A 20,707-nucleotide genomic window follows, 5' to 3' on the forward strand; every position below is an offset into this window, starting at 1 on the left:
CGCCCTCGCGGCCCTCCAGGCTCGAGTCCTTGCCCAAACAGGCGAGCCCCACAACAAGATCAAGACGACGTGTTAATGATCTGCAAGCCCTTAGGTGACCGGCCGCCCCGCTACGCGTCGGCCGTGCGGCACTCGGGGTGTCCCCAGCCCTGATCGTTCTTGGTGATGGGCTCGCCCGCGGCGTACGAGCGTCCGCAGAGGCAGCGGCCGGGGAACTTGGCCTTGATCGTGCGGGTCGATGTGCCCTGCCGGGGCGCCTTGGCGGAGGAGGAGCGGCGGCGGGTGGAGGGGGCGGGGGTGTCGGGGGACGGCGGGGGCTCAGGGGAGCCGAGGTCGCTGCCCGCGGGCTGCTGGGCGACGGCGGCCTGGCTCGCGGCGCGATCGGCGAAGTCGTTGAGGCGATCGCCGTCGACCTGGTGGGCGGGGACGTAGCGGAACTCCACGGTGCGGCCGTCGAGGAGTTCGTCGATACGGGCCACCAGTTCCTGGTTGGCGACGGGCTTTCCGGCGGCGGTCTTCCAGCCCTTGCGCTTCCAGCCGGGCAGCCAGGTCGTGACGGCCTTCATCGCGTACTGGGAGTCCATTCGGATCTCCAGCGGGACATCAGGGGCGATCGCCGTCAACAGGCGCTCCAGCGCGGTGAGTTCGGCGACGTTGTTCGTCGCCGTGCCCAGCGGGCCGGCCTCCCAGCGGGTCGGGGTCTCCTTGCCGTCGGCGACTACCCACGCCCATCCGGCCGGTCCCGGGTTTCCCTTCGAAGCCCCGTCACAGGCGGCCACAACGCGTTCAAGCATGTCCCCGATCATGCCACGGACCGGCGGCGCCTCTCGCTCGGGGCGAAGGCCCCGGCCGGACCGGAGGGCGCCCCTCAGCTCGGCGCCGTCCTTCGGGCACCGGCCACGGGAGGCGCGGTCTCCCGGATCCGCCCGTCGGTGCCCGGCCGTCGCAGGCCCAGCAGCGGTGCCGTATTCCTGCCTCAGCGACGTGTGTCGTCCGCGGCTTCTTATGTCGCCGTCCGTTCAGGACACGTCGATCGTCTCGGGCATCGCGCCCTCGGTCGTCCTGATGTCGATCACGGAGAACGGGGCGCCCTGCGGGTCGCTGAGGGCGGCGAACCGCCCGAAGGGACTGCCCATCGGGCCGAAGCGCAGGATCGCGCCACGCTCGGTCGCCTTCGCGACAGCGGCGTCGCAGTCCGCGACGGTGAAGTAGACGTTGAGGTACGGCGGGACCTCGGGCGGGAACTCGTCCGTCATCTTCATTCGGCCCAGAACCGGTTCCTCACCGAGGTCGAACAGCCTGAAGTCGATCGCGCCGTCGTCCAGTTGCTTCGCGCCGTACCCGAAGACGGCCGGGAAGAAGGCGTCCGATTTCTCGGGCCTGCGGGTGAAGATCTCGGCCCAGCAGTACGCACCGGGCACGGCCTTCGCCTCGAAGCCCTCGTGGACTCCGGCCTGCCACACGCCGAAGACGACACCGCTCGGGTCACGGGCGATCAGCATCGAGCCGAAGTCACCGACCTGCATCGGCTTCATCAGCACCTCCCCGCCGTTGACCGTGATCTTCTGGGCGGTGGCGTGCACATCCGGTGACGCGAGATACAGGCACCAGGCGGACTGGCCCTCCTGACCGGGCATCGGCGGCACGACGGCGGCCACCGCCTTGCCGTCCGCGTAAGCCTGCGTGTAGTTGCCGTACTCCGAGGACGCCTCGCCGAACGTCCAGCCGAGTACGTCACCGTAGAAGCTCTTCGCCCCCTCGACATCGCTGAACATCGCGTCGGCCCAACAGGGCGTTCCCTCAGGCTGTACGGCCATGGCGTGCCCCTCTTCCTGGTTCGGCGGGTTCCGTCGTTTTCACGCTAGCCAGCCTCCGTACGGGCCGCGCGCCGAACGGGGCGCTCTGCACCACACTGGAGAGCGGGCACGGGTGGTCGTCGACGAGACGGGACACGGCATGATGCGCGCGTGGGAAGTGGCCCGGCCCGGGCCGGTCGAGCAGGAGCCGCTGCGCTTCGTCGAGCGGTCGGTCCCGACGCCGCGGGCCGACGAGCTCCTCGTCCACGTCCGCGCCTGCGGGGTCTGCCGTACCGACCTGCACGTCAGCGAGGGCGACCTGCCGGTGCGCCGCCCGCACGTGACTCCCGGCCACGAGGTCGTCGGCGTGGTCGCGGCGGCGGGCGAGGACGTCACCGGCTACGGGGTCGGCGACCGGGTGGGCGTCGCCTGGCTGCGCCGTACGGACGGCACGTGCGGGTACTGCGCGCGGGGAGCCGAGAATCTCTGCCCTGGCTCGCAGTACACCGGCTGGGACGCCGACGGCGGCTACGCGGAGTACACGACCGTCCCGGCGGCCTTCGCCTATCGGCTGCCCGGCGACATCGACGACGTCACGCTGGCACCGCTGCTGTGCGCGGGCATCATCGGCTACCGCGCGCTGCTGCGGGCCGCGCTGCCGCCGGGCGGACGGCTCGGGTTGTACGGATTCGGCGGCAGCGCCCATCTGTGCGCGCAGCTCGCTCTCGCGCAGGGCGCCACCGTGCACGTACTGACGCGTGACCCGCTCGCGCGACGGCTCGCGCTAGCACTCGGGGCCGCGTCCGCCCGCGGCGCGTACGACGAGCCGCCCGAGCCGCTGGACAGCGCGATCCTGTTCGCGCCGGTCGGCGACCTGGTGCCGGTCGCCCTGCGGGCGCTCGACCGGGGCGGGATCCTGTCGGTCGCCGGGATCCATCTGAGCGACACTCCACCGCTGCGCTACGAGAGCGAGCTGTTCTACGAGAAGGAACTGCGCAGCGTCACCTCGAACACGCGCGAGGACGGGCGGGCCTTCCTGGCGCTCGCGGCCCGCCACGGCGTACGTGCCACCACGCACACCTACCCGTTGTCCGAGGCGCCGCGGGCCCTGCGGGACCTCAAGGCAGGCCGGTTCGACGGGGCGGCCGTGCTGGTGAACGACCTCCCGCCGCAGTACTGAGCATGCGGGCCCGCTGTGCGCGTGCGTGGATGGACCCACGAGTGTGCGGTGGAGGTGACATGGCTGACCGAGGCGGTGAGGACAGTGCGGGTGCGGGGAGGCCGTTCGCCGCATTGGAGGACGCCGTCGAAGCGATCGGCACCACACTCGACGAGCGGACCACCTGTACGGAGCTCGCGGAGTTCGCCTGCCAGCAGGTCTGCGACGCCGCCGCCGTGGATCTGCTGGCCACCGACGCCCCCGCCACACAGCACCCGAACGACCCTGACCTGTCCCGTGTCGCCACGGCCGGCCGGTCCGAGCTGCTCACTTCCTGGGCCGCGCAAGGCGCGCGGCCGTTGTCCGTCCAGGCCATCGACGAGGGACATCCGATCGCCGCGTCGATCGACCTGTCGGGACGGGTCCCGCGCCAGGTCATGACCGTGCCACTACTCGCGCACGGCCGTCTGTACGGGGTGCTGCTGACCGTCCGGCAGGGGCCGGCCTTCACCGAGCGGGACACCACTGTCACGCACTACGCGGCACGGCTCGCGGCCGTTCACCTCGGCCACTCACGGCAGCACAACGCCGTGCGCAGTACGGTGCTCGACCTCCAGCGGGCGCTGCTGGCCGAGCCGGGCCGCCCGCATCCCAACCTCGACCTGGCCACCCGGCATCTGCCGGCCGGAGGCGGCGTCCTGGTGGGCGGGGACTGGTTCGAGACCGTGCGGCTGCACTTCGGGCGCACCCTCCTGGTCGTGGGCGATGTCATGGGGCACGGTCTGGAAGCCGCGGTGGACATGAACGCCTATCGCTCGACGCTCCGCTACGTCGCCTCCACGGATCTGCCGCCGCACCGGGTACTGCGCCGCCTCGACAGCGCGGTCTCCGAGGACGGCACCCGGCGTCCGGCCACCTGTCTGCTCGTCCAGGTCGACCCGGCCCGCGGCACGGCCGCGATCGCCAGCGCCGGGCACCTGCCGCCGGTCGTGTTCGCCGGGGACGGCACCGGTGAGCTGCTGCGGGTGCCGGTCGGCCCTCCGCTGGGCACCGGTGTGGGCGGCTACGAACCGGCCACCCGCACGCTCTCCCCCCAGGACACCCTGGTGATGTTCACCGACGGCCTGGTGGAGCGGCGCGGGGAGGACATCGACGCCTCGCTCGCACGACTGGCCGAGCTGCGGCTGCATCCCGGGACGGGGGTCGACGAGATACTCGACGAGGTACTCGAACGGCTCGACGCCCGGCACGCGGAGGACGACGTGGCGGTGCTGGCCGCCCGCATCCGCCACCGACCCCCGGCATGAGACGCGACGGCATGAGGCTCGACCGGTCGCACACCGGGGACGAACCGGCCGAGCCCGTCTGATAATTTCGACGACGCTCGATCTTCCGGCCTCCGACTGTTCAGGCGTCCCCATGCCCGGTGTGTGGTTCCCTCGCATCGCGCTGCCGCATGCCCGCGGGCCGTGGACGCGTCCGCTGGTCGTGATCGTGCTGGCGCTGGCCACCTGCGTGCTCTTCTGCGCCGGTTCCGGCCCGGCACAGCCGGCCGAGCCGGCGGTGTCGCCGCCCCTCTTCATCATGACGGCGCAGGAGCGCCTGGACGACGGCGGCAAAAGCCACGCGGACGTCCCCCCGTGCCAGGAGTGTCCCGACGAGCATCGCTGCCACGGAACGGGCCATCACGGCGTCCTCGGCCACCCGCCGCTGGTCGGCGCGGACCGCACGGCCGCGGTCGAGCAGCCGGGGACCGCTCCCGTCCGCGTCCCACTCGACCCGTCCCGGACTCCGGGCGGTCCCCGTCCTCCCGATCTCCACGAACTGCAGCTTCTTCGGATCTAGGGCCTGTCGTTTGGATCACGCCGCGGACGCGGGGTCTGGCACGCCCATCTGCGCCGACAAGGCATCGTCGATTCCCCGCGACCTGATCCAAACGACAGGCCCTAGCCGACAGGGCCCGGGCCGTACTCGTACTCCGGCCCGTTCTCCGATCCCGTTGACAGCAGCAGCACCGCCATGCCCGCAGGGGCAGGGCGGGGAGAAGGACGTATATACCCATGGGTTCATCCAACGCGAAGGCCAAGAGCGCGGCACGTCGCGCCCGTCTGGAAGAGATTCGCAAGGCCGAACAGGCCCGCGAGCGCCGAGGCCGCGTCCTCGTGATCGCCGCGAGTGCCGTGATCATCGTCGGACTCGTCGGCGGCGGCTGGTACCTCATCGACGCCGCCCAGGACAAGGAAGAGGCGAAGGCCGCCCCGGTCGCGGGCGTGAAGAGCTGGTCGAAGCTCACCCAGAACCACGTGGACAAGGCGGTCGACTACCCGATGAGCCCGCCCGTGGGCGGCGATCACAACCAGGCCTGGGTCAACTGCGACGCGCAGGTCTACACCAAGACGGTCCCGAACGAGAACGCCGTTCACGCACTGGAGCACGGCGCCGTCTGGATCACATACAACGACAAGGCGTCCAAGACCGACGTCTCCGCACTGGCCGACCGCGTCACCAACACCTCGTACACCTTCATGAGTCCGCACGAGGACCAGTCCTCGCCGATCGTGCTGAGCGCCTGGGGTCATCAACTGAAGGTGGACGAGGCGTCCGATGCGCGGGTCGGGAAGTTCCTGGACAAGTACGTCCAGGGCGAGCAGACGCCCGAACCGGGGGCTGCGTGCAGTGGTGGGATAACGCCGTGAGGTGACACGGCCGGCGCGGAGCGTTCGGGTCTTCGCCCGGCCCGGACGCCCCGCGGCCTACGCATGTCTTCCCCCTTCCGTCCGGCTGTGCTTGCCTGGGGAGCTCTTTCGGTGGGCGGGGCAGGAGTTGCTTCATGCGGAAGCCTTGGATCGTGGGAGTGCTGTGGGCCGGGCTGCTCCTCGGCGCGTGCGGGGACCCGGCCTCGGGGCCCCAGGCGGCGCCGTCGGCTCCCGCGCCGCCCGCGGCCTCGCCGTCCCCGACCTCCACCACCCACCAGCGGCCCGCCGCCACCACGGAGCCGACGAAGGCGACGGCCCCCACCGTGCTCTATCTCGGGGACTCACTCGCGATGGAGAACCAGAAGGTGCTGGGACAGTTCCTGCGGGAGGAACTGGACGCGCGGTACACCAGCGCCCCGTACTCGGGCACCACCCTCTGCGACTACCTGGAAGGGACCGGCGAGTCGTCCCTCGTACCGCCCTCGGACAAGGCCGCCGCGCTGGTGCGCTCGCTGCGACCGGACTTCGTGGTGCTGCAGTTCTGGGGCAACTCCTGGGGCTACACGCCCTGTATGGACGGCATCACGTACGACAAGGAGCGATCCGCGTACTTCAAGCGGTACGAGGCCGACATGAAGCGGCTGACCGAGCAGATCGCGGACGCGGGTGGCGCGCGGCGGCCCAGGATCGTGTGGGTGTCGCAGGGTCCGGACCCGATCACCCCCGACCGGGTCCGGACCGTGAACGCGCTCTACGAACTGCGTGCCGGCGCCTCCCACGACCTGATCGCCGACGCCGGGAAGGCGGTGAGCCCGGCTTCGGCCCGGTACACCTGGGCGCAGTACCTGCCGTGCACCGCGTACGAGCACGATCATCCGGCGTACTGCACCCAGCCGCGCCAAGGCCGCACCGCCCTGCACCGCGACGACGACTATCTGCATTTCTGTCTGGCGCCCACCACGTCCACGCCCAAGCCCTGCCCGGTCCGCTCCCCCGGCATTGTGCGCATCACGCGTGCGATCACCCGGGTGATCGCCGACCGCTACGCGCAGGGCCTCAGTCGGTGATGTCGACCCGCACCGTCATCAGACCGGCGCCCATCACGCGCACCGCGGCGCTGTTGAACCGCGGCAGGCTCTTCAGCCGTGCGCGGGCGTCGTCCTCGGGCATCAGATGGGCGGTGCCGGCGTACCACCGCCCCCTGACCCTGACCCGGACCCGCGGATCCGCCTGAATATTGCGCACGTACTGCGACCGCTCGCCGTACTCACTGACCCACCAGAACTCCCGCCCCACCAGACGCCCGCCGACCGGCGTCCGCCGCGGAAGTCCGGACTTGCGACCCCTGGTCTCCACCAGGGTCTGCGTCGGCAGCCGCCTGAGGAGCGGGTTGCCGATCCGCCGCTGGAACGTCGAGACCAACCTGTACTTCGACTCTCGGTAACGGGACATTCGAGGTCTCCTTTTCGGTGCCGGTCACCAATCTCCGTGGCCCGGCGACCGTCTCACGACCGCCCTCCGAGTTCCGTCTCGACCAGGCGATTGAGGTGGCAGCGCGCGTCCTTGGTGCTCAGCGAGGTGCCTGCCGCAGCCGTTGCAGGGCCAGGCCGTCGGCGAGGGCGGCGAAGCGGACCGTGAAGCCGCCCAGGTCGTCGGAGGTGAACTCACCGTCGGTGACGCCCCGTTCGGATAGTTCGCGGATCTGGGTGTGCCAGGCATCGTACCGTTGGGCCTGGCCGCGGGCGAAGGTCGAGGGCCGGGTCGAGGCGTACGTCGGAGATGAGCTGCCGGGCCGGGCACGGGCCGAGGCCTGCGTACGCGTGCCGGCCGTACCGAAGAAGCGCAGCGGACGGCGGACCGCGTCACCCACCGAACGGCGCGGGTTCAGTGAGGTGTCCGCGTTCTGGAAGACGAGCTGGACCCGCCGCCGCAGGGACGGCGGCCGCTTCTGCGCGGGGCGGGCCAGGTCGCCCGACTCGTGGGTCGTCGTGCCGCCGGACGGGGTGCGCAGGCCCGCGAGCGTCCAGGCGAGCGTGGACTTGCCGCTGCCCGACTCCCCGACGAGCGCGAGACCGATGTCGTCGAGGCGCGACACGCTCGCCAACAGGCGTTCGGTGTAAGGATCTTGAGACATCGCAAAGAGCCGGCGGGTGGGCGCCGACTCCACGACACGGCCGGAGCGCAGCACGGTCACCTCGTCGGCCATGTGAGCCACCACCCCCAGGTCGTGGCTCACCAGCACGGCCGCGAGGCCCAGTTCGTCGCGCAGGGCGCCGATCAGGTCTAGGACGCCACGCTGGGTGACGACGTCGAGGCCGGTCGTCGGCTCGTCGAGGACGAGGACCTTCGGGCAGGCCGCGATCGCCATGGCGATGGCGACGCGCTGCTGCTGACCGCCGGAGGAGCTCGTGCGCGTAGGACCTGTCCGGTCGATCACGGTGGAGGAAAGCAGCGGTCTGTGGTCGGTGCCGGCGAGCGGGGTGTGGTGCGTGCAGCTGCAAGGCGGAGGAGGGCGTCGACGCGATGGGGGTCCCCCCTGTTCGAGCGAAGCCGAGAACTTGGGGGGAGTCGGCAACCGACGACAACGCCGCAGATGCGCGCCCGCCGCGGAGCGGCTGGTGTCACTGCCACCCCGCGTCTCCGCCGTGATCGACCGGACAGGTCCTAGAGCGGGCGAGTTCGGCAGGGCGGGCAGCCGGACCTGTTCGAGCAGATCGACGACCGGCACCTCACCGCCCGCCTCCGCGATCTGCCGCCCGATCCGCAGGGACGGCGTCAGCGCGTGGCCCGCGTTCTGGGCGACCATGGCGACACTCCCGCCGCGCAGGGTGACGATGAAGGCCGGAGGTTGCTGCAAAGCCCGGCACCTGGATCGGTGTTTCGGACTCCGCACTCCCGTCGATCTCGCGGGTCAGCCTTGGGAGGGACGCGGGGCGCGCAGGTGCGCCCGTTCCTTCAGCTCCTCCTCGTCGACCAGCTTGAGCATCGGCTGACCCGGCGCGCACACCATGGTCACCACGAACTTGGTCGGTGCGTCCGACAGGGCGTTGCCGTCCTGGTAGTGGATCACGTCACCGCCTGGCTCCCAGAACGTCCCACCGGCCTCGACCACACGCTCCGGCTCACCCTCGAGCTCGAACCGGAGCGCGCCCTCCATCACGTAGCCGAACGACGGGCCCGAGTGGCGATGCGGAGGGAGCCCGGGGTGACCGGGAGGCCAGTCGACGAGGATGGTCATTCCCGAACCACCTTCGGGAAAGAAGGGCGGAGTGACTTCCTGCAGCAACTTGACTTCGGGCGGCAAGGAGACCTCGTGGGCGCTCCCGTGCTCTGGGTTCTTCGCTGACATGTACCACACCTCCGTAAGCCTGCCCGGAATGGACGATCTTGCGTCGGCCACCGCATTCCGGACCGGTGTACCGACCCACTCGTTCGGCGGTGACCAAGTTCGCCGGTTCCCGGCTCACACAACTCGCTTAGCGATGAGGACAAGCCACAGCCCGCATCCGTGACAGGCCGTGTGCCTTCTGCCTCGCCCAAACGGTCTCGACACCACCCTGCCTCCCGTCGGCGGCCGCCACAATCCGGGAGCCAGCGGCATCGAGACCGCCTCTCGCCATGTCATCGGCGGGCATCTGGCGCCGTATCAAGCAGCGTCTGCCCTGTTGTGATGTGACGCGCCGCTCGGGTGCCGGCGCAGGCGGTGCGTCACCATGAGTCTGTCCGGGTGACAGAACGTGTACGGGTTCGTGAGCATGGCAGTGGCGGAGATCGCCGAGGGGACGTTCACCAGCGCGGACCGGGTCCGCGATGTGATTCACGACTTCACCGGGCGTCCTGCCCGGGAACCGGCCCCGTTGTTCACATTGATGAACATTTCTCACATGGGTGTACATCGCCGGATCTGTTGTGCGACGCTCGGTCAACTCCTTTCTCGCGTTGACCAGTTGGAGGGACGGGCATGACTGTTTCCCGGCGTACTGTCCTGGCTACTGCGGCCGGTGCCGCAGCGGTAGGCGTTTCCTCGACACCAGCCGCAGGCGCGGCCGAGGACCGGACACCGACACCCAAACTACGCACGCTCCGCGCGGCGGCCGACTACGCCGTCGAGAAGGTCCGCGCCGTCGCGCCAGGCGTGACCGCCTTCCCCGTCGGGACGAAGTTCGAGAAGTGGACCTACTCGCAGAACGGCGACTGGGTCGGCGGATTCTGGCCGGGAACGCTGTGGATGGCGTGGCTCTACAGCAAGGACGACGACTTCCGCACGCGGGCCCTGGCGTCGGCGGAGAAGCTGGCCCCTCGCCAGTACGACACCGGCACGCACGACCTCGGTTTCCTCTTCTACCCGTCATGGGTCACCGCCTGGCGGCTGACGGGCGACACCGCATGGCGGACGGGCGCCATACGGGCGGCCGACTCACTGATCCGGCGCTACAACCCACGCGGGCGCTTCATCCGAGCGTGGGGCGCACTGACCGATCCGAACAACGCGGGCCGGGTCATCATCGACACGATGATGAATCTCGACCTGCTGGCGTTCGCGAGCCGGCAGACCGGCGACGCCAAGTATCTCGACATCGCCGTGGAGCACGCGAAGACCACGCAGCGGGTGTTCCTGCGCCCGGACGGATCGACCCCGCACGTGTACGACTTCAACCCGGACAGCGGCGCACCGATCGGCCCGAACACCGTGCAGGGTTACAGCCCCACATCCTGCTGGGCGCGTGGACAGGCATGGGGACTGTACGGATTCACCACCATGTACCGGCGGACCGGGAACGCGGAGTTCCTGGCCACGGCGCGCAGACTCGCGGACTTCGCGGTGGGCGCCCTGAGCGCGGACCACGTTCCGGTGTGGGACTACCGCGCTCCGCAGCAGCCCCACGACATCAAGGACGCGTCGGCCGGCGCGATCATGGCGTGCGGTCTTCTCGACCTGTCCGCGGCCACCGGCAGGGACGCCTACCGTGAGGTCGCGCTTCGCCTGCTCACCGCACTGTCGGAGACCTGCCTGACCAAGAACTCCGCCCGCGCGGACGCGGTCGTGGCCCGCTGCACCCGCAACCGCCCGGCTGAGGACGGCATCGAGATCTCCCTCCCGTACGCCGACTACTACCTGCTGGAGGGCATCCTGCGCGTGCTGCAGCCGCAGGACGTCGACCGGGCGATCGACCTGTCCACGGTCTGACGCCCACCACAGCGATGCCCTCGAAGCAGGAGGCGTCGGTCAGCCCGCGATGGAGTCGAGCTGCTCTGCGGCTGGACGCAGGGCCCACAGGTCGCCGCCGGGCGGCCCCTCCAGCAACGGAACGGCCTGTTGCGCTCGCTGGTCTCCCGCGTCGGCGGCCGCGTGCACGACGTCGGTCGCCGCGTACCGGTGGAATTCGAGCTCCGGATGCGGCCAGGCGGCAGCTCCCGTCGCGGCGGGCAACAGGTAGTCCACCGCCTTGAACAGGCTCTGCCCGTCCGGACCTTGGTAGACCCACAGATTCACCCCGACATGCCGGCCGATGGCCGCGAGCCGGGTGTAGGCCACCAGGTCGAAGGTCGAGTAGTGCCAACTCCGGGTGCGAGTCAGCTCCTGGGGCTGGCTGCCGTCAGCCGCGATCTGTGGCGCGATGCGCTTGCTCCGGGCATCCAGGACCGTCCGGCGGGCCAGAGCCTTGTCGCCGGTCGCGTAGGCGAGGCCGGCGAGCTGCATGTCGTAGAAGGTGCCGTGGTTGTTGGTGGCGGCGGCCTCCTGCTTGCCGAAGTCGCTGTTCTTGAGCCAGTCGAGGAAGTCGGTGTTCCACTCGGTCATGCCGACGCGGTCGGTCTCGGTCCAGCCCGGAGCGCCGGTGGCCAGAAGGGCGAGCGCGTCGAGGACGCTGGTGTACGACTGTGAGAAGTCGATGATGCCGATGGCGCGACCGTCGTACTTGCAGGGGATGAACTGCGCGTGGTTCAGGTTCGGGTTCATCCTCGTGGCCGGGTCCAGGAACCAGGTCCGCAGCACCTGCCCGGCCTTCTCGGCGTACCGCTTCTCGCCGGTGTAGTACCAGGCGAGGGAGAGGTCGTAGGCGGAGTCGAAGGTCTTCTCGACGTCCTGGCGGTCGGTTCCGGTGTCGACCTCGGGGTTGCGCTCGCCGTCGCGCTGCACGTACGGGCAGCCCCAGGGGTTGTCGGAGGTCGGGGTCCGGGAAGGCCACCAATACGGGGCCTGACTGAGGTAGTCGTGGACGTCGCCGCTGGGGGCGGGCCTGGGCTTGTCGACGACCGTCCAGGGGCCCTGGTCCAGCCACCTGTCGGCGCGGACCGTCAACGCCTGGACGGCTCGCCGGAGTTGCGGGTCACCGCGATCCAGACGGAGCCTTGTCTGCTGCAGACGGGCGCCGTCCAGGACGGCGGTGTTCGGGACTCGATGCGCCGCCTGTGCGACTCCAGGAACTGACGCTCCTGTCGTGAAGGTGGCGAGGGCTGCCAAGAGGATGCAGAGGCGGGATCGTGCGCTCATTCATCCACTCCGTTCAGGTAAGTGGTCCCGCGGACGAGCCGGCCCCGGGCCTCGGACAGGTTCGGCGGCCGGACCGCATGCCGACTGCGGTCCGACTTCACATACACTTCATGGATATGAACAATGTTCAGATGCGCGTTGAGCGGTGAGCATGCCACGACGCTCATGACTGCGAAAGAGGTCGTTCAGGGGTTCGTTGGTTTGGGCTTTGGCTCGGGAGGCTGAGCTGCGGGGTCAGATGAGTGAACAGCTGTAGGTTCCGCGTGCCAGTCCACCGGCGCAGTGGAATCGAAAACTCCGAGGGCGCAGTCACCGGAGTGCTCGCCCTCGGTTGAACGGTCCCCTCGTCCCCGGTCACTAGTGTCGACGGCATGACCGACAACTCCCTGCGCTCCGTCACCGTCGAGCGCACCAGCAGCGGCCGCTTCGTCGCGACGAACGCCCGTGGCGGCACGATCAGCTTCGGTACCGGTTTCGATCCTGAGGGGGAGGCGGAGTTCACCCCGGTCGAGATGCTGCTCGCAGCGATCGGAGGCTGCACGGCGGTGGACGTCGACGTCGCGACCAGCCGTCACGCGGAGCCCACCAGGTTCTCCGTCGCGGTGACGGGTCACAAGATCAGCGACGAACTCGGCAACCGGATGACCGAGCTCGCCGTCACCTTCTCCGTCGCCTTCTCGGACGGCGAAGGCGCGGATCGTGCCCGGGCGATCCTCCCCCGGGCGGTCAAGACCTCCCACGACCGGCTGTGCACGGTCAGCCGCACGGTCGAGATCGGCACACCCATCGCCGCGACGGTGGAGAACGCCTGACCCCACACGGGCGCAGCCCGGCCCGAACCCGCATCACGCACGCCGCCCGCGCCGCGCGGGCGAATCGGCCTCGGCCGGCCGGATCACCCCGGGCCACCGCGCCGGACTCACCGGCCTGGGGGTCGCCCGGTGGCGCCCCCGGCCGGCGAACTGGCCGAGACTCCCGTCCGGCTGCCTGTGAGGGGCGGTCACGTGATCCACCCTGAGCAGTGACAGCGTTGCGCTCGTTCCGGCCACGCTCAGGTGAGAGGCAGCCCCCCAGCGGGGCGTGTCCTCGTTCGGGATTACGGGCGCGACAGTCAGGTCGGGCCAGTCGCCCCGCATGGTGATCAGAGCCTGCTCGCCCTTGCGCAAGGCGAGTCGGATGGCGCCGTCACCGGCGTCGGAATACGCAAGGGGGCGGCCCCGCCCGTCCCGAACGTCGATCGATCCCGCGATCCCGTGCGGTGGGACTTCGCTAAGGGGATGTCCACGCCGATCACGAAGCCGTTCGCTCGGTCGGACAGGGCACTCGCCTGGCGAGCCCCTCGCGCCAGCGGGGCGCCAACACGTCATTGATGCCGAGGAGTTCGGCGGACTCGAGGAGGGTGCGGCACCCCAAAGGTCAGGAGCATCAGATCGTAGTTGCAGTCGCGTGAGCTGCCGCCGTACTCCGGGGAGAAGGTAGCAGGCAGGTGCAGCTTGCCTTCCGGACCGGGCTCGATGAAGTGCAGGTAGTAGTTGATCGCCTTGCGCAGGAGGGGGAACAGGTCGGCGCGATACGGCTGCGCCACCTCGTTGGCGAGGTTGTCCCGAAACTCGCTCAACGCCCAGGTGATCGCGTCGAGTTCGAGATGGTTGGAGACGTGGATGAGCCAGTACTCCAGCTGCGCGTTGAGGCTCCACCAGGTGTTGGGCCACGGCGTGGGCTCCAGCCAGGGTCCGCTCGTCGCCATGACAGGGGCGTCGCGGCGGGCGGCTGAGGCTGCCTTGTAGAGCTGGATCCAGTAGAAACGCTGGATACGGGCGTCGGGGAGGGAAAGGAAGCTCTTGTACGCCGAGGGCGCCCGCACCGGTGCCCCGAACGCGGTCCAGGTCGCCGACCGAGGATCTTCGCTGGGGCCCGTTCCGGCACGCTCGGCCGTCCCACAGCCGTGTTCGCGGTGACGGCAATGGGCGCGGCTGCTCCTGCCCGTAGACTCCGGCCTCGGGTAGGTGCTGTCATGGCACACCGGGTCGAGAGACGTCAGAGCTGTAGGTGACTCTGCTTCGACCCGCCTCGGTGAGCCGTAGCTTCAGGGGAATCCTGGATGACTTGCTCGGACCAGATCGTCTTGCCGTTCTGGCCATGGCGGCAGCCCCATCGTCCGCCGAGTTGAGCGACGAGGAACAGGCCACGTCCTCCCTCGTCGGTTGTGCGGGCACGCCGCAGGCGGGGTTGGGTGCTGTTGGAGTCGGTGACCTCGCAGACCAGGACGTTGTGGCGAATCAGACGGAGGTCCATCGGCGGACGACCGTAGCGGATGGCGTTGGTCACCAGTTCGCTGACGATGAGTTGGGTGGTGAAGAGGAGGTCTTCCAGGCCCCACATGGTGAGTTGGCGGGTTATCCACTCTCGAGCCTTGGAGACGGCGGCCGGATCGGCCGGGATCTCCCAGTGAACGGTGTCCGCCGCTGGGACGGCACGGGTACGAGCCAGCAGCAGGGCCGCGTCGTCGCGCGGCGCCTGGTCTGCCAGGTCGGCGAGGAGAGCCCGGCCGGTTTCGTCCAGGGAACGATCCGGACGGCAGGACGCGGCGAGGGCTTCCGTCAGACGCCGCAGGCCTTGGCCGGTGTCGCGATCGCCCCGTTCGACCAGGCCGTCGGTGTAGAGAGCGAGGACGCTGCCCGGTTCGACGTCGATCACCGTGGTCTCGTACGGCATGCCGCTGAGGGCGAGTGGTGGCCCCGGGGAGATCCCGACTGCCTCGGCGGTCCCGTCGGGCCGGACCAGGACGGGTGGCGGGTGGCCGGCACTGGCCATGGTGCAGCGTCTGGTGACCGGGTCGTAGACCGCGTACAGGCAGGTGCCACCGACGATGTCGCGGTCGCCGAGTGGCGCTTCGGCCGCGAGGCGCTGGACCAGGTCCGCGATCCGGCTGAGCACCTCGTCCGGTTCGAGTTCCATGTCCGCGAGCGTCTGGATGGCGGCGCGCAGGCGGCCCATGGTGGCGCTCGCGGGCAGGCCGTGGCCGACCACGTCTCCGGCGACAAGGGCCACCCGGAGAGAGGGCAGAGCAATGGCGTCGTACCAGTCGCCGCCGATGTCCGCTCCCCCGCCTGCGGGCAGGTAGACGCCGGTGGTCTCGGCTCCCGGAGTGTCGGTCGTGGCCGGGGGAAGGAGGCGCTGCTGCAGCGCTACGGCCGCCCTGTGCTCGCGCGTGTAACGGCGGGCGTTGTCGATGGCGAGCGCACCCCGTGAGGCGATCTGCTTCATGAGATCCGCCTCGTCGTCGGTGAAGGGGTCGGATCGGCCGCAGCGCCAGGCCGATATGGCGCCGAGCGTGAGCCCGCGGGCATGCAACGGCGCCACCATCACCGAATGGGCGTCCTTCGGGGCGAGATACTCGACCAGCTGCGGGTCGCCGACCATGGCGATGAAGTCGTCAAGGCCGAAGACGACTGGCTCGCCGTGTCGGAAGCTGCGCAGCAGGGGGTGGTCGGGAAGGCGCGGGATGGACTCGCCGCGCTTGATGCCGGCCGGCCACACCGCGCCGGCCGGCGCAAGGGCCGCGTTGCTCATGTCTCCACCGCCCAGCTGCTTCGACGGTTCGTCCCCGTCAAAAACGGAGTGCGCAAGATCGACTGCGGCGAGATCCCCGAACGCAGGTACGAGAACGTCCGCAAGGTCCTGCGCAGTGCGCACGACATCCAGGGATTTTCCTACTCGCTCGGCCACCTCGCGGGCGAGATCCAGATGACGTCGGGCGCGCATCTGGTCGGCGTTGTCGAAATACAGGGCTGCGACCCCCGTGGGGCGTCCTCGCGCGTCCTCCAGTCGGAAGGCGGACAGCGACAGCGCGTGCTTCCGCGCCGGATCGTGCCGACAGCTCACGTGCTGGTTTCTGCGGACCACCGGGGCACCGGTCTCGAGTACCTGGCGCAGTAGTGCCTCGAGGTTCTCGGCGTCCTCGGCGCACAGCACGTCGCTCAGCCGAAAGCCGGGCTGTACTGGATGGCCGTCGAAAGTGTCCGGCGTGGCGTTCGTCTGCACAGTGGTGAGATCCGTGTCGTACACAGCGATCGTGATCCGGTTCTGTGCGGACAGTGCACGCAGGAGCGCCGCGCCCTGCTCGTGGCCGGCGACGTGGTGGGTAGGGGCCGCCAGGACGAGGACCTCCTCCGAGCCCCCCACCTTGGTGGTCCGGAAGGTGACATCGATGGTGTCGCCGCGCTGGTGCCACAGCCGTACCCGGCCGGACGCCGGCATCTCCGCGTCGCGCAGGTCGTCCGGGAGGTCGGCCACCAGTTCCCGCACGGGGCGGCCACAGACCTCCTCGGCGCGGAACCCCGTCAGCTCCTCTGCTGCCCCGGTCCACCGCAGCACCGCGCCTCGATCGTCGAGCACGGCGGCTGCCGGACCGTCGAAGGCGTGCAATCCGCCGCTGGGACCGGAACCGGAGACGCCCGTCGATCCTTGGGAGGTTCCTACTGAGTAGGCGTTCTCGACATTCTCTGTATCCATCTGTGGCTTCCTTTACGAGAGCCTGCGGCTCGAGAGATCGGCATGCTGGGGCGGACGTCGGCCGCCCTGTCGGCAGCGCGTCACACCGCAAGGGCTTTGGAGGGCAGGTCTTGTTCGGCCCAGACGACCACCCAGGTACAGCGCAGCTGCGGGTCATAGACGGCGATGCCGACCGGTGCGTGGGCCAGGAGCGACTCCCGCACAGCTCCGTTGGACTCCCCCGAGGACAGGGTGCCTATGTCGGTCACGGACACCAGCCACCGGGTGTCGGCGTCCTGCCCCCACAGCAGTGAGATCCGCAGCGTCATTTTGATGGCGTGGCCGTCGCGGTGGCGGACCGTCACGGTGCCGGACCAGCCATCCCGGGCACGGCACTGCTCGGCGAACGCCGAAGCACTCGGGGCGTCCTCGGCGGGCGGCAGCACGTGTGCGGCGGACCGGCCCACCACTTCCCCGGCCGAGTACCCGACAAGCTGCTCAGCGGCGTGCGTCCACCCCACCACGGCCCCCTCCGCATCGAGCATCGCTATTGCCGCATCGGGTATCTCTCGGGGGCTCACCGGCTCGGCAAGGGGCATGTGGTCGGTGTTCGTCATCCGGTTGCTTCCCATCGGTGCGGAGGTGTGCGACAGCGTCGGCATGTACGGCGTCGGCCCGATGGACGACTTTGTCCATTTCTGATGAAATAGTCAGATACGACGGCTTCATCGTCAAGTCTCGCGCGCGGACGTGGGCCTCGGCTCCTTCTACAACCACTTCACGGGCAAGCCGGACCTGTTCGACGCGGCCGTGGCCGATGCACTGGAGGAGTACGCCCAAGCCGTCGACGAACGCCTGCACGGCGTCGATGATCCCGCCGAGCGCCTCGCTGGGGGCGTGCGGCTCAGCGCGCGCATGGCCGAGTCATACCCGGAGATCATGCAGATCCTGTTCCACAGCGAGCTCGGTCGGATATGCGCCGGCGACGGACTGGCTCCGCGCGCGAAGCGCGACGTGGAGCAGGGTATGGATCCTGTCGCGCACCGGCCGACTGGCGCCGACTGCGCACCGGCTCCCGCGACCTGCGTGATGGACCGGGGTGGCTGGTATCTCTCGCCTGCTGTCGCCCCGCAGCCTCAGAGTTGGATGGGCAGGTGGCGGGGTCCGCGGAGCATGGCGTTCTGGCGGTAGGGGGGCGGGTCCTGGATCAGGCGTGCCGTACCGAGGTGAGGGAGCAGAGCGCCCAGTGCGGCCTGGGCTTCGATGCGGGCGAGGGGTGCGCCGTAGCAGACGTGGATGCCGCTGCCGAAGCCGAGGTGCTCGTTGTCCGGGCGGGTGGGGTCGAACCGGTCGGGATCGTGGAACCGCCTGGGGTCGCGGTTGCCCGAGGCCAGCACCAGAACGACGGGGGCACCTTGGGCGATCGGCGTACCGGCGACGTCGATGTCGGCGAGCGGGATGCGCTCACGCATGTGGACCGGAGGTTCGTAGCGCAGCAGTTCCTCCACCGCTCGCGGCAGCAGGTCGGAGTCGCGGCGCAGCTGGTCCACGTGCTCGGGTCGGCGCAGCAGGGTAAGCACTCCATTGGTGATCAGGTTGACCGTGGTCTCGTGTCCGGCGATGAGCAGCAGCACGGCGGTTTCCGCGAGTTCCTCCTGGGTGAGCCGCAGGGCCGGGTCCGGCTCGTTGACGAAGGCGGAGAGCATGTCGTCGCTCGGCTTGCCACGGCGCTGTTCGGCGAGGTTGACCAGGTACCCGCCCATCTCGATGCGCGCCTGGTCGCCCGCCTTGTCCGTCTCGGTGGTGTCGGCCTCGGGCCTGACGTCGGCGGCTGCGACCAGAGCGTCGGACCAGGCCCGGAACAGCGGCTCGTCCTCGTGCGGTACGCCGAGCAGGCGGCAGATCACCGTGACGGGCAGCGGGTAGGCGAAATCGTCGACGCCGTCGATCTGCCGGCCCGCCTCGAAGGACTCCATCAGTTCCTTGGTGATCCGGTCGATCTCGCCGCGCATGGCATCGACCCGGCCCGGGTTGTGCGGCGGGCCGAAGGGCCGCATGGCGAGGGTGCGCAGTCTGTGGTGCTCCGGGTCGTCGAGCCGCAGGAACGGCGGCTTGTGTGGCACTTCGCTACGGCTGCGGGGGTCGACACTCATCCGCGGGTCATGGAACAGAGCGGCGATCTCGTGGTAGGTGCCGACCAGGTAGCTGCCGTCTGCCTGCTGCACCACGGGACCGGCCTCGCGGAGTTCCGCGTACAGCGGGTAGGGGTCGGGGCGACTGGCGTAGTCGGTGATCCGTGCCAGCAAGGTCTCGGAGTCCATCGTGGCTCCTCGTGGTTGGGCGGGACCTGGGTCAGCGGGTGGGCTGCACCACCGTCAGCCGACGATCGGGCAGGTGCCCGGTGAGCGCCACGGTCGGGCCGCGACAGCCCACTCGGATCCGGCACGTCGGACGGAATCGCGACGTCGGCCGCGATCGCACGGTCCTGGGCGCCGGCCGGGGGCGGGAACGGAGCAGCCGTCTCGATCAGGTGCCGGTAGTAGTCGAGCGACTTGGCCATGTCGACGGTGACGGCGGCGGTGACCCGCCCCTTATAGCCGTAGACCATGGCCAGACGGCGCGCCTCCAGGGAGCCCTGGGCGATGACCACATGGTCGGAGTAGGTGGGCACGCCCACCGATTTGATGTTGAGCCCGAACTGGGTCGACCAGAACGACGGGACGGCCAGGTGAGGGCGCTGCAGGGGCCCCGGATTGACCATGTTGTGTGCCGCCACCTCGGCCTGCTCGACCGCGTTCCCCCAGTGTTCCAGGGAGAGCATCTGGTAGCCGAACAGCGGGTGGGGGAAGCGGGAGACGTCACCGACCACGAAGACGTCGTCGGTGACGCTTCCGTACATGTTGAAGGCCCGGCATCCGGCGTCGCAGGCGATTCCGCGCGGGCCTGCCGCCAGCCCGGACTCCGCCAGCCATTCGACGTTGCGTACCGCGCCCAGCGCCACGACGCAGACGTCGGCGTCGACGCGGCTGCCGTCGGACAGCTCGGCACCGGTGAAGCTGCTGTTCCCGCGCAGGGCCGTGACCGTCACCCCGGTGCGGAGGTCCACGCCGTGGTTGCGCTGCATGACGGCCGCGAGCTTCGACAGGGTGCCACCGAGCGCGCCCACCAGGGGTGCGGGGCCGCGTTCGGCGACCGTGACCTCCAGTCCCCGTTCCCGGCAGGCCGAGGCGATCTCCGAGCCTGTGAAGCCGCCGCCGATCACCAGCACGCGCTCCGGTCCGGCGGCCAGCCGCTGGGCCAGTCCCCCGGCGTCCTCGCGGGTGCGCAGGGTGGACACCCCGTCCAGGGCGGCTTCCCCCGGGTTGGGCCAGGGTCGCGCGCGGGTCCCGGTGGCGATCAGCACTCGGTCGTACGGCAGTGACTCGCCGTCCTCCAGCAGCACCTGTTTCGCGAGCAGATCCACGCCGGTGGCGCGTACGCCCAGCCGCCAATCGGCGTTCGGGTCCTGGCGCATCGGCAGCCCGGTGGTGTCCGCCGTCGCCTGGCCGAGCAGCACCTGCTTGGACAGCGGCGGCCGGTCGTAGGGCGGGTGGGGCTCGTCCCCGACCACGGTCAGTGAGCCGGTGAAGCCCTCCCCGCGCAGCGCCTCCGCGGCCCTGAGCCCCGCCAGCGACGCGCCGACGATGACGATACGGCCGTCCTTGAGGTCACCGGGCACCGGCGCTCACCTCCTCACCGAGGAGGATCGCCTGCACCGGGCACGCCGCCGCGGCCTGGCGCACGCGCTCGACCTGGTCGTCGGGGACTGCCGTGGCGTACAGCAACCCCTCCTCCCCGTGCAGCTGGAACACCTCCGGCGCGAGGAACACGCATTGCGCATAGCCCTGGCAGCGCGTGAGATCCACAACGGTCTGCATCCCCACTACTCCCTCCGTTGTCTCACCCCTCGTTTCCAGCATGGGGCCGGACCCGGGCGCCCGCATGCCACGGCTCCGGAGACGGAAATCCCGGGCAGCTCGTGCCTCAGGGGCGAGGGCTCAGCCCAGGACGTGGTCGACTCCGAAGGCCG

19 protein-coding genes and 1 pseudogene are annotated in these 20,707 nt (G+C 70.0%); 8 read left to right on the plus strand and 12 right to left on the minus strand.

Features of this window, described 5'->3' with window-relative positions; genetic code table 11:
* Window positions 1–110 precede the first annotated feature (110 nt).
* Both AB0D57_RS32305 and AB0D57_RS32310 read right to left on the minus strand, forming a co-directional pair.
* Window positions 111–806, minus strand: a complete 696-nt coding sequence (locus AB0D57_RS32305) for a ribonuclease H (RefSeq protein WP_362081078.1) — start codon at window positions 804–806, stop codon at window positions 111–113.
* A gap of 213 nt (window positions 807–1,019) precedes the next feature.
* Complete coding sequence (locus AB0D57_RS32310) at window positions 1,020–1,817, minus strand: VOC family protein (protein ID WP_362081081.1); 798 nt, start codon at window positions 1,815–1,817, stop codon at window positions 1,020–1,022.
* A gap of 142 nt (window positions 1,818–1,959) precedes the next feature.
* Between AB0D57_RS32310 and AB0D57_RS32315 the strand changes: the two genes are divergently transcribed.
* From AB0D57_RS32315 to AB0D57_RS32335, 5 genes are all read left to right on the plus strand, one after another.
* Window positions 1,960–2,976 carry a zinc-binding alcohol dehydrogenase family protein gene (locus AB0D57_RS32315; protein WP_362081212.1) on the plus strand — a complete coding sequence of 339 codons (1,017 nt, stop codon included), beginning with the start codon at window positions 1,960–1,962 and terminating at the stop codon, window positions 2,974–2,976.
* A 59-nt stretch (window positions 2,977–3,035) separates the two neighbouring features.
* Window positions 3,036–4,262, plus strand: coding sequence for a GAF domain-containing SpoIIE family protein phosphatase (locus AB0D57_RS32320; protein WP_362081086.1), 1,227 nt, complete (start codon window positions 3,036–3,038; stop codon window positions 4,260–4,262).
* A 112-nt stretch (window positions 4,263–4,374) separates the two neighbouring features.
* Window positions 4,375–4,800, plus strand: coding sequence for a hypothetical protein (locus tag AB0D57_RS32325; protein ID WP_362081089.1), 426 nt, complete (start codon window positions 4,375–4,377; stop codon window positions 4,798–4,800).
* Between the two features lie 215 nt (window positions 4,801–5,015).
* Window positions 5,016–5,651 carry a DUF3105 domain-containing protein gene (locus tag AB0D57_RS32330; protein ID WP_362081091.1) on the plus strand — a complete coding sequence of 212 codons (636 nt, stop codon included), beginning with the start codon at window positions 5,016–5,018 and terminating at the stop codon, window positions 5,649–5,651.
* A gap of 134 nt (window positions 5,652–5,785) precedes the next feature.
* Complete coding sequence (locus AB0D57_RS32335) at window positions 5,786–6,718, plus strand: SGNH/GDSL hydrolase family protein (RefSeq protein WP_362081093.1); 933 nt, start codon at window positions 5,786–5,788, stop codon at window positions 6,716–6,718.
* On the opposite strand, the gene AB0D57_RS32340 is transcribed toward AB0D57_RS32335, so the two are convergent.
* The 3 genes from AB0D57_RS32340 to AB0D57_RS32350 form a co-directional block, all read right to left on the minus strand.
* Window positions 6,708–7,103 carry a nitroreductase/quinone reductase family protein gene (locus tag AB0D57_RS32340; protein ID WP_362081096.1) on the minus strand — a complete coding sequence of 132 codons (396 nt, stop codon included), beginning with the start codon at window positions 7,101–7,103 and terminating at the stop codon, window positions 6,708–6,710. The genes AB0D57_RS32335 and AB0D57_RS32340 overlap by 11 nt on opposite strands.
* A 118-nt stretch (window positions 7,104–7,221) precedes the next feature.
* Window positions 7,222–8,508, minus strand: coding sequence for an ATP-binding cassette domain-containing protein (locus AB0D57_RS32345; RefSeq protein ID WP_362081099.1), 1,287 nt, complete (start codon window positions 8,506–8,508; stop codon window positions 7,222–7,224).
* Window positions 8,509–8,562: 54 nt separating this feature from the next.
* Window positions 8,563–9,000, minus strand: a complete 438-nt coding sequence (locus AB0D57_RS32350; protein ID WP_362081102.1) for a cupin domain-containing protein — start codon at window positions 8,998–9,000, stop codon at window positions 8,563–8,565.
* A gap of 612 nt (window positions 9,001–9,612) precedes the next feature.
* Here AB0D57_RS32350 and AB0D57_RS32355 point away from each other — a divergent pair.
* Window positions 9,613–10,839: a glycoside hydrolase family 88 protein gene (locus AB0D57_RS32355; RefSeq protein ID WP_362081105.1), complete on the plus strand. Its 1,227-nt coding sequence runs from the start codon at window positions 9,613–9,615 to the stop codon at window positions 10,837–10,839.
* A gap of 39 nt (window positions 10,840–10,878) precedes the next feature.
* Here AB0D57_RS32355 and AB0D57_RS32360 read toward each other — a convergent pair whose 3' ends face one another.
* Window positions 10,879–12,144, minus strand: a complete 1,266-nt coding sequence (locus AB0D57_RS32360; protein ID WP_362081108.1) for an alginate lyase family protein — start codon at window positions 12,142–12,144, stop codon at window positions 10,879–10,881.
* Between the two features lie 371 nt (window positions 12,145–12,515).
* Between AB0D57_RS32360 and AB0D57_RS32365 the strand changes: the two genes are divergently transcribed.
* Window positions 12,516–12,956: an OsmC family protein gene (locus AB0D57_RS32365; protein WP_362081111.1), complete on the plus strand. Its 441-nt coding sequence runs from the start codon at window positions 12,516–12,518 to the stop codon at window positions 12,954–12,956.
* 551 nt (window positions 12,957–13,507) lie between these two features.
* Here the strand turns inward: AB0D57_RS32365 and AB0D57_RS32370 are convergent.
* The 3 genes from AB0D57_RS32370 to AB0D57_RS32380 all read right to left on the minus strand — a co-directional run bounded on the left by AB0D57_RS32370 (window position 13,508) and on the right by AB0D57_RS32380 (window position 17,255).
* A complete protein-coding gene (locus AB0D57_RS32370; protein WP_362081114.1) occupies window positions 13,508–14,008 on the minus strand; it encodes a hypothetical protein in 501 nt (166 codons plus the stop codon).
* 173 nt (window positions 14,009–14,181) lie between these two features.
* Window positions 14,182–16,659: a SpoIIE family protein phosphatase gene (locus tag AB0D57_RS32375; RefSeq protein ID WP_362081117.1), complete on the minus strand. Its 2,478-nt coding sequence runs from the start codon at window positions 16,657–16,659 to the stop codon at window positions 14,182–14,184.
* Between the two features lie 80 nt (window positions 16,660–16,739).
* Window positions 16,740–17,255 (minus strand): PAS domain-containing protein, encoded by a 516-nt coding sequence (locus tag AB0D57_RS32380; protein WP_362081120.1) that lies wholly within the window; start codon window positions 17,253–17,255, stop codon window positions 16,740–16,742.
* Window positions 17,256–17,388: 133 nt separating this feature from the next.
* Here AB0D57_RS32380 and AB0D57_RS32385 point away from each other — a divergent pair, with 133 nt between their 5' ends.
* The gene (locus tag AB0D57_RS32385) at window positions 17,389–17,829 is read left to right on the plus strand and encodes a TetR/AcrR family transcriptional regulator (protein WP_362081123.1); all 441 of its coding nucleotides are present in this window, start codon (window positions 17,389–17,391) and stop codon (window positions 17,827–17,829) included.
* On the opposite strand, the gene AB0D57_RS32390 is transcribed toward AB0D57_RS32385, so the two are convergent.
* From AB0D57_RS32390 to AB0D57_RS32400, 3 genes and pseudogenes are all read right to left on the minus strand, one after another.
* The gene (locus AB0D57_RS32390; protein ID WP_362081126.1) at window positions 17,775–18,959 is read right to left on the minus strand and encodes a cytochrome P450; all 1,185 of its coding nucleotides are present in this window, start codon (window positions 18,957–18,959) and stop codon (window positions 17,775–17,777) included. The two genes, AB0D57_RS32385 and AB0D57_RS32390, sit on opposite strands and share 55 nt — an antisense overlap.
* A gap of 31 nt (window positions 18,960–18,990) precedes the next feature.
* Window positions 18,991–20,356 (minus strand): annotated as a pseudogene (locus AB0D57_RS32395) (FAD-dependent oxidoreductase).
* Window positions 20,346–20,555: a ferredoxin gene (locus tag AB0D57_RS32400; RefSeq protein WP_010982020.1), complete on the minus strand. Its 210-nt coding sequence runs from the start codon at window positions 20,553–20,555 to the stop codon at window positions 20,346–20,348. Before AB0D57_RS32400 ends, AB0D57_RS32395 begins: the two are co-directional and overlap by 11 nt.
* Between the last annotated feature and the right edge of the window lie 152 nt (window positions 20,556–20,707).

It is taken from the genome of Streptomyces sp. NPDC048275, assembly GCF_040652275.1.
Taxonomy (GTDB): Bacteria; Actinomycetota; Actinomycetes; order Streptomycetales; family Streptomycetaceae; genus Streptomyces.